The 12,131-nt window shown below is 64.0% G+C and carries 11 protein-coding genes; 8 read left to right on the top strand and 3 right to left on the bottom strand.

Annotated features, from left to right (window positions below; genetic code table 11):
- Positions 1-259: 259 nt before the first annotated feature.
- Positions 260-472, top strand: a complete 213-nt coding sequence (locus AX681_RS15160; protein ID WP_156442797.1) for a hypothetical protein — start codon at positions 260-262, stop codon at positions 470-472.
- Positions 473-484: 12 nt separating this feature from the next.
- Here AX681_RS15160 and AX681_RS15155 read toward each other — a convergent pair whose 3' ends face one another.
- The gene (locus tag AX681_RS15155; RefSeq protein WP_066661276.1) at positions 485-688 is read right to left on the bottom strand and encodes a helix-turn-helix transcriptional regulator; all 204 of its coding nucleotides are present in this window, start codon (positions 686-688) and stop codon (positions 485-487) included.
- A gap of 623 nt (positions 689-1,311) precedes the next feature.
- Here AX681_RS15155 and AX681_RS15150 point away from each other — a divergent pair.
- From AX681_RS15150 to AX681_RS15125, 7 genes are all read left to right on the top strand, one after another.
- On the top strand, positions 1,312-2,061 hold the full coding sequence (locus AX681_RS15150) for a LuxR family transcriptional regulator (protein WP_082738003.1): 750 nt from the start codon (positions 1,312-1,314) through the stop codon (positions 2,059-2,061).
- A 78-nt stretch (positions 2,062-2,139) separates the two neighbouring features.
- On the top strand, positions 2,140-2,763 hold the full coding sequence (locus tag AX681_RS15145; RefSeq protein ID WP_066661273.1) for an acyl-homoserine-lactone synthase: 624 nt from the start codon (positions 2,140-2,142) through the stop codon (positions 2,761-2,763).
- A 10-nt stretch (positions 2,764-2,773) separates the two neighbouring features.
- Positions 2,774-3,658 carry a phytanoyl-CoA dioxygenase family protein gene (locus AX681_RS15140; RefSeq protein WP_066661341.1) on the top strand — a complete coding sequence of 295 codons (885 nt, stop codon included), beginning with the start codon at positions 2,774-2,776 and terminating at the stop codon, positions 3,656-3,658.
- Positions 3,655-4,248: a GntR family transcriptional regulator gene (locus AX681_RS23230; RefSeq protein WP_156442796.1), complete on the top strand. Its 594-nt coding sequence runs from the start codon at positions 3,655-3,657 to the stop codon at positions 4,246-4,248. Before AX681_RS15140 ends, AX681_RS23230 begins: the two co-directional genes overlap by 4 nt.
- Positions 4,249-4,330: 82 nt before the next feature.
- On the top strand, positions 4,331-4,462 hold the full coding sequence (locus tag AX681_RS22060) for a benenodin family lasso peptide (protein WP_156442795.1): 132 nt from the start codon (positions 4,331-4,333) through the stop codon (positions 4,460-4,462).
- A gap of 141 nt (positions 4,463-4,603) precedes the next feature.
- The gene (locus tag AX681_RS15130; protein WP_156442794.1) at positions 4,604-5,257 is read left to right on the top strand and encodes a lasso peptide biosynthesis B2 protein; all 654 of its coding nucleotides are present in this window, start codon (positions 4,604-4,606) and stop codon (positions 5,255-5,257) included.
- Positions 5,254-7,023, top strand: a complete 1,770-nt coding sequence (locus AX681_RS15125; RefSeq protein ID WP_066661267.1) for an asparagine synthase-related protein — start codon at positions 5,254-5,256, stop codon at positions 7,021-7,023. The genes AX681_RS15130 and AX681_RS15125 overlap by 4 nt, the downstream gene beginning before the upstream one ends.
- Here AX681_RS15125 and AX681_RS15120 read toward each other — a convergent pair.
- A complete protein-coding gene (locus tag AX681_RS15120) occupies positions 7,000-9,111 on the bottom strand; it encodes an Atxe2 family lasso peptide isopeptidase (protein ID WP_156442793.1) in 2,112 nt (703 codons plus the stop codon). The two genes, AX681_RS15125 and AX681_RS15120, sit on opposite strands and share 24 nt — an antisense overlap.
- On the bottom strand, positions 9,105-12,035 hold the full coding sequence (locus AX681_RS15115) for a TonB-dependent receptor (protein WP_197424298.1): 2,931 nt from the start codon (positions 12,033-12,035) through the stop codon (positions 9,105-9,107). The genes AX681_RS15120 and AX681_RS15115 overlap by 7 nt, the downstream gene beginning before the upstream one ends.
- Positions 12,036-12,131 lie beyond the last annotated feature (96 nt).

Here is a 12,131-nt window from a genome sequence, read left to right as displayed (position 1 = left end):
CTGGCGGTTGAATGTTGTCGACCGCACAGTGATCGCTTGCGGTTCGGATCACCCGCGCGTTCACCGATCGATAAGCACCGCAGCTTATCATCGAGCTCATGCGGATGCTGCCGGCACATGAACAAGGCGGAGTGAAAGCGCGCGCTGCCGCCATGGTTGCAGCGCTGTGATATCGCCCAGAAATGCGGATGAGTTTCGCGCAAGCCTCGAGCAGCGGGCAGAGGCGGCGAAGGGGCTCGAGAAGGACCTGCTGAGCGAGGTGCCGCAACTTTACGGGGCGCCGAACCGGCTTGCGCCGCAGGGAGACACCGGCATTCCATTGGCGAAGATCCATCGCGACGAATTGAAGCGGCGCAATGGTGGGGGTGTTCCCGAATCTGCGACGAAGCGTTCGGATGTGCAGCTTCCGTTTGAGCGCGTTCTGCCCATCTTTGGCCTGATCGCGATCGCGCTGCTATTCTTCTTTGACTAGCAGGTCCGGCGTTCAATCTTCGACCCGATAGAACATCGGGTTGCGCAGCCAAGCGTCGATCGCCGACTCCCGCCAGCCGGCGCAGCGCGTGCTGATCTGCACGTTCTTCGGGAACGTGCCGTTTTGCATTTTCCGGTACATCGTGGAGCGGCTGAGCCCGGTACGGTCGAGAACCGTGTTAATCCGCAGAATGCGGTCGGTCTGTTCGGTCTGCATTGGTTTCACCTCGCATCGCATGCGTTTCAGTGGTCCCTCGCCTGCAAGACCTGAGCATGGATTTGCGAAGTGGCAACAGCGCGACACGCAGGAGAGCAGGCCTGCGCAGGGAAACGAGCGTTAGCGTAGGCCGCGTCGTCACGAGAAGCGGTTTGCCATCCCCACGCTCGTGGCGGGAACTCGCTCTACGCCCATTGCGCGGCACCAAGTCGCTCTTCGGCGTCTCCGTCTATCCGGACGGCGATCGCTGGAGCATGGTCGGCGCCGCAGGAAGAAAAAGGCGCGGTCCCGATTGAGCCTGCTCTGACGGACTTTTGGGAAGCCGCCAGCGTCCGCAGAGCCTTTGCTTGCTGCCTGCGCCCTCTGGCCGGATCCGAGGGAGCCGCCTTTGACGTGCGCGGAGCGCCAAAACATCCACGCCAAAATGGACCTAAATTCACGCGTTAGGCATGAGCCTTTGTCCGTCATATATTTGACATACAGGGCATTTTTTTGGTTGAAGGCTTAGGCCACTAAACTTGCTTCGCCGCTGCCGTGAGAAGTTGTCCGGCCGAAAGCTTCGAACAAGGCGGCTCCCGAGGCGCGCGGGTTGAGGACCGCACCCGGGACCGACCAGGGTGGGTATGCCCCGGCTGGCCATTGCCGAATATTTTATCGAGACTGCTCGCTCGGCGAGCACGTCGGAAACCCTATATGCAGCCCTTTTGCGATGCTGCGAGGAAATGGGTCTCAGATATTTCGCGCTGGCACATCATGTTGACTTTGCCTGCGATCAGGGCTCGGCCATTCGCCTGCATAACTATCCCTCGGCATGGGAGGACTGGTTCGACGAAAACAGCCTCGGACAATCCGATCCGATCCACCGAGCGTGCAGTTTGGCCACTGTCGGATTCGGCTGGTCGGCTGTTCCTGAAATGATCAGGCTGACCCCTCAAGATATCCGTGTCCTGGAACACGCCTATGACGAGGGAATCGGCGACGGCTTTACAATCCCTGCAAGCGTGCCGGGGGAGACGTTGGGATCCTGCTCCTTTGCGGTGCCGGCGGGCGAGGAGTTCCCGAAAGAATATGAGTTCGTCTGCCAGCTGATCGGCGCGTTTGCCTTTGAGGCAGCGCGGGGGCTGATTGGCAAGCGGGATTTGCCTGTGAATGAACTCCCGTCCCTGACCGCACGCCAGCGCGATTGCGTTTTGTGGGCTGCGCGCGGAAAGACCGATTGGGAGATTTCCGTGATCCTTGGCATCAGCCATGAGACGGTGATCCAGCATTTGAAGCACGCGCGTGAGCGTTACGGCGTGCAGAAGCGGGCAATGCTGGCGGTGCGCGCACTGTTTGATGGCTCGATCAGCTTCTCGGAAATTCTCAAGCACTGAACCGATCCCCAGAACTGGGGATATCCTGCGCGGCGACCGATGCGGATGCTGCCCACTCGTTAATCGAGGGTGCAGCGCATGGTCCAGCTGGTTCCGTCCAGAGCTGATAGCAGCAGTCACATCGCCTTCCGGTCGATGTTCGCAGCGCGCAAGGAGATATTCGTCGATCTGCTGAAGTGGGACCTGCCCGTACTCAGCGGGCAATATGAAGTCGATCAATTCGACACGCCGGGCGCACGCTACATCATCCTGACCGACAAGGACCTGGGCCATCTGGGGTCGGTCCGACTGCTTCCGACGACACGGCCGCATATTCTTGATTCCATCTTTTCCGCCCTCTGCGCGGGCGATCCGCCACGTGGACCCCAAATATGGGAACTGACGCGCTTCTGCCTGGACCGGAAGTTACGGGCGACAGAGCGGCGCGCGATCCGCAATCAGCTCGTCACGGCGCTGGTCGAGTTCGCGCTCGATAACGGTATCGAGACCTATACCTGCGTCGCAGAGGCGAGCTGGCTGCAGCAGATCCTCAACTTCGGCTGGCAGTGTCGTCTGCTTGGCGAACTGCAGCCGGGCGGAGCGAGCCAGCTCGGGGCTCTTGCGATCTCGATCAGTTCGGCAACGCCGGCGGCACTGTCGGCGGGCGGAATATGGTGCTCGCTGCGCGACCAAGAGACGAGCGCGCGATGTGCCAATGGCTGAGGAGACCGCGATGACACGCAATTCGACCCCGAAGCCTGTCCGGATTGAGGCTGTTTCCGAGGATCTTGAGCGGGAAGGCTGGTGCATCGTTCCCAACCTGCTTCCGCGCGGTTCGATTGAAGCGCTTGATGAAGATCTGGGTCCGGTGTTCGCAGCTACGCCGTTCTGCGAAGGCGATTTCTATGGCGCACGAACGAAGCGGTTCGGGAGCCTGTTGAAACGGACACCTCGTGCCGCGGCGCTTGCGCTGGAACCGTTGATCCTTGCCGTGTGCCAGCGCTTGCTCGGACAATGGTGCGACACCATCCAGCTCAACCTGATGCAGGCGATTGCACTTCATCCAGGCGCGCCGGCACAGTTCCCGCATCGCGACCAGGACATGTGGGCAGGCGTGAAAGGCGAGGTCGAATATCTGGTCAACGTGATGTGGCCGCTTACGCGGTTCACCGTCGAGAACGGTGCGACAATCATTTACCCGAACAGCCATGGCAAAGCCGCACTGAATGACGCGATGCCAAGTCACTCGATCGTCGCGGAATGCGAACCGGGCGATGCGATCGTATTCCTTGGCTCGACCCTCCATGGCGCGGGCGCAAATCGCACCAGCGAAGTTCGCAGAGCCGTGGTGGTCAGTTTCTGCCTGGGTTGGCTCAAGCCCTACGAAAATCAGTGGCTGGCCTATCCGCCTTCGGTCGCCAGGACGTTTCCGCCTGAGCTCGCCGCGCTGGTCGGGTATTGCCAGCACCGGCCAAATCTCGGCAATTACGAAGGCGTCTGTCCCTCAATATTGCTGACAGACTGCCTTGCCGAGCATATCGGCGCGGTCGACGCGCTCCGGCCCGATCAGGCTAAGGCGGTCGCCGCGCACCGCGCCAGCCAAGGGCGTGTTCGGTGAGCCCGCTCCAGGCGATGGAGCGCAGCTACTCGGTGCTGAAGCAGATGTTGCGCGACGGCCGGCTTGCACCGGGTGCGCGGCTCGAGGCCAACCGCATTGCGGGAGACCTGGGCGTCAGCATGACGCCAGTCAGGGATGTGCTGCACCGTCTTGTTGGCGAGCGCCTGGTGGAGGCCAGCAGTGGTGAAGGCTTTCATGTTCCGCGCTACTCCGAGGCCGATCTGCGCGATCTCTACGAATGGCATTCCGCTCTTGTGTCCATTGCGTGTCGAACTGCGCGCGCGCCGCTCGTCCAGTCCGAAGCCGGCACATTCTCATCCCTCGCCGACCGGGCCGATCGCCTGTTCGAGCGACTGGCTGCATGCGCGCCCAACCGCGAAATTCATGCGGCAGTGGCGAATGTTTCGGATCGCCTCCATCCCTTCCGGCTGGTCGAGCCCGACGTGCTCGGAGCGAGTCCCGCAGAACTTCATGAAATAGAGTCCGCTGACGCATCAATTCAACAAGCGATCCGGCGCTATCATCTGCGACGAATGAAGTTCGTTTCCGAGCTGATCAGGCGACGCGAACACGCTGGATCGTCAATTTGATTATAATCGGATTATAAACTTCTTATACATGCACGCTTGGATGAGTTTGTCTCTGTCGCATCCCGCGACATGGAGACGAGCAATGGACCATGACAACAATGAAACGGTCGAACTGATCGACCTCGGCGTCGCCAGCGTGGAGACGCAGGGGGCCAATGAGGGTCAGTTCGACCTCGCCGGCCTGGTGATCCCGCAGGGACTCACCAACGACTGAGCAGTGCGCGTCGGTCGGGCCTTTCCACCCGACCGGCGCCATTGCGAGGCCGCGTCGCGTCTTGGCCGAACGAGCGTCGGCGTCCAGCGCGGGAAGCAAAAACGGTTCATTCATCTGCTGATCGAAGGAGCGGCCCGATCGATGTTCTGGCGCATCCTCCCGCACGCGACCGCCTGCGTCGCTTCCAACAAGCTGTTCGTGCTCGATCTTCGGCGCGATCGCTATTTCCGTGTTCCGCAATCGGCTCATGCGGAAATGCTGACCTGGCTGAACGTGCGACATGGGGCGCCCGCGCCCGATGCGATCATCGACCTGCTTGGCAAGGCAAGGGTGCTGCAGAGATCGGATCCGGTCCCGACCAACGCCTTGCGGGATCGCGTCAGGATCCCCGATACGCTTGTTCAGGCCCGGGAGGCACCCGCGCGCGGCAGCGCCGTTGCCGTCGCGCGGCAGGTGACCGCCGCCTGGCTCAGGCTGCGTTGTTCGCCATTACACCTGATCCTGTCGCGCCGTCGCATGCGCACGCCGCTTCCGGTCCTGGGCCAGCTCGATGCAACGCTCGTCGAAGCTGCGGCATTCGAGCGAAGCCGACCGCTGGTGCCGATCGCACGCAACTGCCTCCTCGACTCGCTCGCGCTCGACAGCTGGCTGGCGCGGCGCGGATACGGAGCGCAACTCGTCTTCGGGATCATGCCCGAGCCGTTCGCCGCGCACTGCTGGCTTCAGACACCGCAAGCGCTCCTGAACGACAGCTACGACCATGTATCGGGCTTCACCCCGATCCTCGCGCTATGAACAACGCCGCGTTCATCGCTTGCGTCACCGCGCCCGCGTGCACGGCACCGGATTGGCTGAGGCAGTTTCTCGACGCGCTCGCAGCGCACCACCGGCTCGTACCGCTTGTCGAGCGCGATGGTCTGGAGATTCTGGGTGACGCTCGCGCGGCGCACCTGGTCCTTGGCGAAGGTCGAGGCGTGATCTGGGGTCATCTGTTCCGCCGCGACACCTTCTCGCGCATCACGCAATCGCCCCCGACCGCCTTGGCAGAGCTGGAGACAGGTGAACTGCTGGACTGCTATTGGGGCGGATATGTCGCCATTCGGGTGCAAGGCGATGGCGTGGAAATCCTGCGCGATCCGTCCGGCACGGTCGCCTGTTACCATTTCGAGCGCGACGGGGTGCATCTGGTCACCTCGCGCCCTGATCTGCTGTTCGAGCATGGGCTGGTAGTTCCGTCGATCGACTGGACCATAATCGCACAATCGCTTGCGTTTCGAGATCTGCGCCCCGCGCAGACCGCGCTGCGCGGGGTCAGCGAGCTGCTGCCCGGTGTCTGCCTTACAGTCCAGCGCAACGCGGCGAGCGCTCGATGCGACTGGACCCCGTGGCGCTTTGCCGCCCGGGATGCGCAGTTCGCTGACAGCGCGAGATCGATTGCCGCACTTCGGGACGTCGGATTAGCGGCGCTGCAGAGCTGGGGTGAATGCTTCGACCGACCGCTGATCGAGATTTCGGGCGGCCTCGACTCGGCAATCGTTGCTGCTGGCCTATCCGGCGTTGCAGATGCGCATTGCCTGACCTTCGGACCCGAGCCCGGCGAGGCCGACGAGCGTCCCTGGGCACGCGCGGTTGCAGCCCATATAGGGCTGCCGCTCAAGGAGATGCTGGCGGATGCCGCGGTGGTCGACATCGAACGCAGCGACGCATGGCGACAACCCCGGCCCTGCGCGCGCGCATTATCGCAGGCCTTTGATCGCTCGATCCAGGCATTCGCAAAGCAGCGCGGCGCCGATGCATTTCTGGGCGGGGCCGGAGGCGACAGCATGTTCTGCCTGCTTCATTCGGCACTGCCCGTCATCGACCGGCTTCGCGCGGAAGGTTTCGGCAGGGGGGTGTTCGAGACGGCTGCCGATATTGCTCGGCTCGCCGGGACCAACGCATGGGTGGTGCTGCTCACCGCAGTGCGCCGATCCATGCAACCGGTGAACGTGTTGCCGACCCCGATGGCCAATCCGTTTCTGGCTGAAGATGTCTGCGCGACCCTCCCCTGGCCTGCGGGGAATCCCTGGCTGAGGGCCCGAGACGATATAGCCCCGGGAAAGAGGCGCCATGTCTGGTCGATCATCGCAATTCAGAACCATCTCGAGGGCTATGGCCGGGAGTCAATTGCACCCTTCATTGCGCCACTGATGTCGCAGCCGATCTTCGAGACCTGCCTGCGGATCCCGAGCTGGCATTGGTGCATTGGCGGCAACAACCGCGCGGCCGCGCGTGAGGCGTTTCGCGACGCCTTGCCGGCGGCAGTGATCGACCGCCGTAGCAAGGTCGCGTTCAACACGCTGGTTCACCGCGTGATTGCCGCCAACCTGCCGCGCCTGCGCGACATGCTGCTGGGAGGCGCGCTGGCGAAAGAGCGACTGATCGACCGCAAGCGCCTCGAACGATATTTCGCGGATGAGCTGAGCAAGGGCGGCTTGCTCCCTGAACTGATGGCGCTGGTCGATGTTGAGGCCTGGGTTCGGCATTGGGAGCGCCAGTCATCGGCGCGCATCGTTAACTGACCGCATCGCTGTCCAGCGCGCGATTTCGGCTCCGCGTGACGGATCTGATGTTTTGACGCCCCGCAGCCAGAAATCGAACCAGGCGAGGTTACGTTCATAGATGGCGAGCCGATGCGCGGGATGTTGCTTGGTGTGCCATTCGTCCTCGAACACATACATCTCGACCGGGGCATCATGGGCGCGCAGCGCGCTGAACGTCTCCTGCGCCATCCGAAACTCGGCGTCAGCAAGGTGCATCAGCAACGGAACCCTGATCCGATGTGCATTCATGGCGAGCGACTGCGCCCGCCAGAATGCCCGCCCGTCCTCACCTGCGGGCGGATACCCGACCTGTGCGACGACACCGCCATAGGCCGGGCCCACGCTGAACACCGCGCTGGGCTCGTCGCAGCAGCTTGAGACGATCGCCGCCTTGAACCTGTCGGAATTGTTCAGCGCGAACTGAACGGTGCTCGCGCCATCGCTCAGGCCGGTGATTCCGATGCGACCGGGATCGACGACCCCAAGCGCGATCGCGGTATCCACGCCCGCTTCAAGCGCGGTCAGGATGCGCCGCCGACCCGACCAGTCCTGCACCTTGATGCGCTGCGCCGCGATCGCGTCGGGCGCGGCCGCAGCTTCATCCGACTCCTGCGGGGCGTGGAAGTTGAGTACCGCATAGCCGCGCGCGGCAAGCAGCTGGATCGGATATTCGTCGCCCAGACCGCCGCGCTGGAAGCCGCGCGAGAGATACTGGACGATGATCAGCGGGTGGCGTGCGCCCGGCTTGTGATCGGGCGGAAGCATGAGATCGCCATAGCTGCGAACGCCATCGCGATCGCTCCAGACCAGCCGTGCATGCTTGCCGAAGCGCCAGCTCGCCGTCTCGGGGTTGGGATCGAACAGCGTCACGCTGTGACCGGTTGCAGGATCGATCCGCACCAGTGTCCGGGGCGAGGTTGCCGTTTCGCGCGCGCAGATCAGCGTGTCTCCGGCAAGCGCGCAATGCGCGAGCCAGTCATCGGTCTCAAGAACCTTCCGCAGTTCGGCATCCCCCTCCATGCGCCAGCGGTACAATGCGCTGCGACCGCCATTTTCGGCATTGCCTGCGCGCAGGATCAGCAGCGTGGTGTCGTCGAGCCACCAGAGACCTCCAATCGGACCGGTGCACATGGGTGCCTTGCAGCGGATCGACCGATCGCCACGCGCCAGCAGCAGGCGCGCCGCGCCGCGCGGACGCGCCGGATCGGGTTCTGCCCAGGCGGTTGTGCCCGACGCCGATCGCGCACGAAGCGGTGCTCCGGCCGCCCCCTGCGCGCGCGCTCCCTTCATCGCGTCGGCTTCGCCCGCAGTGACGATGCGGGCCCGGCCGGTTGCAAGATCGAGCGCGTGGGTTTCGAACGGGATCGGAAGCCGTGGTGTGGGTCTGGCGAAGGCGAGTGCCCAGAAGCGCGTGTCGTAGAGAAAGCCGCTTCGGCTTTCGCGCTCGATCTCGGCGAGACCGGCTTCATAGCCGGGACGTGTTGTGAACAGCAGATGCCGACCATCGATCGACCAGGCGAGGTCCTGCGGTTCGGACGCGGGCCGCGCCACCGGGCGCGCCGGACCGCCAGCGAGATCCACCCGCCAGATCCGGGTGCGGCCCCGATCACGGCGAAGATAGGCAAGCGACCGGCTATCGGGGGACCAGACCGGCGCGTCGGTCATGGGCAGCCCGCTCGGAACCCCGGCTGCGCCATAGGGGTCGGTCATTGTCGCGATGAATTCACCCCCGCTGTCGAGCAGCCTCGGCCGACTGCGCCCGTCCAGCGGCACCAGCATGACGCCAAAACAATAGCTGTTCGAACCCGTATCGGCCCGCCGCAGGATCAGCGCGGCGAATTTTCCGTCTGGCGAGAGTCGAAAGGAGTGACTGCGACTATGGTCGCTCAGCTTTCCGAAATCGCGCAGTTCGATCAGGTCCCGCGCGGTGATCGCCCGCTGGCCTGTTGCCGCCCCGGGGGAGGGCGGCAACAGGCGTTCGGCGCAGGCCGGCGCTGCTGCGTGCGCCGCGCCGGCCATGCACGAACTCAGCGCCAGTGCGGTCGTGGAGAGCAGACGCCTTACCACGCCTTGCTCACCTGCAGCGCGATGAACCGACCGATCGGGCTGGCATTTTCGCCATCGAAACCAAGGCCGAGCGTGCCCACGACATAGTTCACATAAGGCGGGTCGGCATCGAGCAGATTGCTCGCATTGAGCGCCACCCGCACGCCGGCAAGTGCGCCCGACCGATGCTGGAAGCTGTAGCTCAGATTGAGATCGAACGTCGTCCAGGCCGCCACGCGCTGGGCTGGCGTGACCGTGCGGTTGGTATAGCGATCGGCATAGTTGGCGAAGAGCGCGACGCCTACGCCATCCTTGCTGAAGCTCGCCCGTCCGCGGATTCGCAGGTCGATCGGATTGCCGACCGTATCGACGACATCGACCGGAGCTGACGTCGCGGTGACCTGCTGCTTGATCCCGAAAATATAGGTCGCGACCGCCCCGAGCTCGGCATTTCCGCCCGCGAGCTTGAAGCCATATTGGAGATCGAGGTCGAGCCCGGACTGCTTGACCACCGACAGGTTGCGCGTTCGCGCATCGGCGATGGCCAGGATCGGCGCCGTGCTCGGAACTCCGGCAAGATTGAGATAGTAAGGCGATGCGAACAGCTCGGCGATCTGCGCGGCCGGCGGATTGTAGGTCAGGATGGGCGCATAGATGTCGCGGTTGATCAGAAAACTGGTCACCGACGATGCGACCGAGGCGATGCGATCGCGATAACTGACGTTGAACCAGGTCACTCCCGCGCGAAGACCGGTCAGGCCGGCGGGCTTCAGATCCGCACCCAGCGTCCATGTCGTCGCGCGCTCGGGGCCGATGTCAGGATCATTGCCGCGGATGACCATGATATTCGAAATGCCCGTGGGCGATTGCGGATCGACGGCCGGATAGGCGAAGTGACCCAGCGTGCCGGGGTCCTGTCGCAGCTCGGTGACGCCGGGCGCACGGAACGATTTGCCGTAGCTGCCGCGAAGCTGCAGCCCGTCGACCAGATCCCAGGCAAAGCTGAACTTGGGATTGGTCGTGCTGCCAAAGTCGCTGTATCGCTCGCTGCGGACCGCGGCCGAGAGGTCGAGGCGGTGCAGCAGCGGCAGCGCCACGCGCTCGCCGAACACCGGCACGCGCAGTTCGGCATAGAGTCCGGTGACCCTGCGCGGGCCGGGTAGCGGGGTGAGCGCCACCGCCTGTGGCGTCAGGGTCGAGGTATAGGCGATGCTTTCGCGATCGCGGTAGCGGTCCTCGCGATATTCCGCGCCGATCGCGAGTCGGACAGCGCCCGCAGGAAGCGCGAACAAGGGGCCGTCGGCACGCAGCGTGGCGGACCATACGACAGCGTCCCAGCGCCGCTTGTTGTAGCCGCGGATCGACGCGATCGTATCGGGGTTGGTGGACCCGCCATCACCCAGAAGATTATAGGCAGTGGCCGGGTTGGTGTCGGCAAGCGCCAGCGCGAGCCGCGCGCTGTTGACCCGGTTGAGATAGTCATAGCGCTCGTCCTGACGGCCCCAGGTGCCATGGGCATCCACCGTCCATGTGCCGAGCTGGAATTCGAGGCCGGCGGTTGCGCCATAGGCCCGGACCGTGCCGCGATTGCGCTCGTTTCCAAGATCGCGCGAAAAGCTGTAGTTGACCCCGATCGGCTGGCCGGTGCCGATCGGATCGATGTAGAAAGGATTGGTGACCGGGACGGTGCGCCGGCTATCGGTCCCGGTCCGGGTGGCGACATCGAAATCCCGCCACGTCGACAGGATCCTTGCATACACCCGCAGCGAGTCGGTCAGCTCCTGGCTTGCTGACACGAACACCGAATGGCGCCGTTGTTGGGGCAGAATATCGACCCCATCCCATCCATCGCCGCGGTTGACCGCGCCGCGCGTCAGCTGTGCCGGGGTGAGTCCGACTCCGGATTGACCGGCAGGAATCGCAAAGTTGATGCCGCCGGCGACGATCGTCCCCGGGCTTGCGAAATTGCCGCGATAATCCCCGCCGCCAAAGGCGCGCAGATCGTCGGTGATATAGGCGCGGCTGTCTGCGGACAGGTTGTCGCGATGATAGAATTCATAGGCGATCATTGCATGGCCGCTTGCCCAGCGCGTGCCGAGCAGCTGGCTGAACTGATATTCCTGCGCGCTTCCGTCGGCGGTGCCGATCCGGAAGCTGGTTTCGGCGCCGCGAAAATTGTCGCGGGTGACGATGTTCACGACGCCGGCAACGGCATCCGAGCCATAGATCGCCGAAGATCCATCGGGCACGATCTCGACGCGTTCGATCGCGGACGCGGGCATCACCGACAGGTCGGAGAAGGTCCCTGAAAACCCTCCGAGCGGCGGACGGTCGCCATTGATGAGGAGCAGGGTCGAGCTTGGACCCAGACCGCGCAGATTGACGCCCGCGCCGCGGGCGACGTTGCCATTGCCAGCGGCGGTGATCAGGCCGCTGGTGCCCTCATTCGCGCCACCGCCAAAATTCTGCGGGATCGACTGCACGATCTGCTGTGTGGTGGCAAAGCCGCCCTCCTCGATGGCGGCGCGATCGATCGCGATGACCGGAACGCCGACCGGGCCGCTGCCGCGGATGCGGGTGCCGGTGATCAGCACCTCACCATCGCTACCGGTGCGGTCCGCGGCTTCGCCCTGGATGTCATTCTGGATGACGAGCGTCTGGCCGACGGGGACCGCGCGCAGTCGAGTCCCGCGGAGCAGTTCACGGATCGCTTCCTCCGGGCGATACCGCCCTTTGAGCGCCGGCGCGCGAAGCCCTTCGACCAGGTCGGTCGATGCGAAGACCTGCGTTCCCGACTGCTGCGCGACCGCGCGGAGCGCCGCGCCAAGGTCCTGGCTCGGGACGTCGTAATCCCGCGCGCCATCGGTCTGTGCGAGCGCTGCCGGTGCCACAAGCACTATTGCCGTGCCGGCCAGTGCCAGCGCGCTCAGATTGCCAAGATTCATCATAGTCTCCCCGTCGCTCGACGCCGGTGATGCGGCTGTCTTGAGGGACTCGACGACGCTCGCTGCAAACTCCCCCCGAAAAAATTCGGGTGTCCG

It is taken from the genome of Sphingomonas sp. CCH9-E2 (assembly GCF_001557215.1).
Taxonomy (GTDB): Bacteria; Pseudomonadota; Alphaproteobacteria; order Sphingomonadales; family Sphingomonadaceae; genus Sphingomonas.
The sequence above is the reverse complement of the archived record's forward strand: the minus strand, read 5'-3'. Positions and strand labels throughout refer to the sequence as shown.

Coding starts and splice junctions, on each gene's coding strand:
- AX681_RS15150 (WP_082738003.1), top strand. CDS start 1,312: ATGCCCCGGCTGGCCATTGCCGAATATTTTATCGAGACTGCTCGCTCG.
- AX681_RS15115 (WP_197424298.1), bottom strand. CDS start 12,035: ATGAATCTTGGCAATCTGAGCGCGCTGGCACTGGCCGGCACGGCAATA.
- AX681_RS15140 (WP_066661341.1), top strand. CDS start 2,774: ATGACACGCAATTCGACCCCGAAGCCTGTCCGGATTGAGGCTGTTTCC.
- AX681_RS22060 (WP_156442795.1), top strand. CDS start 4,331: ATGGACCATGACAACAATGAAACGGTCGAACTGATCGACCTCGGCGTC.
- AX681_RS15145 (WP_066661273.1), top strand. CDS start 2,140: ATGGTCCAGCTGGTTCCGTCCAGAGCTGATAGCAGCAGTCACATCGCC.
- AX681_RS15125 (WP_066661267.1), top strand. CDS start 5,254: ATGAACAACGCCGCGTTCATCGCTTGCGTCACCGCGCCCGCGTGCACG.
- AX681_RS15130 (WP_156442794.1), top strand. CDS start 4,604: ATGTTCTGGCGCATCCTCCCGCACGCGACCGCCTGCGTCGCTTCCAAC.
- AX681_RS15155 (WP_066661276.1), bottom strand. CDS start 688: ATGCAGACCGAACAGACCGACCGCATTCTGCGGATTAACACGGTTCTC.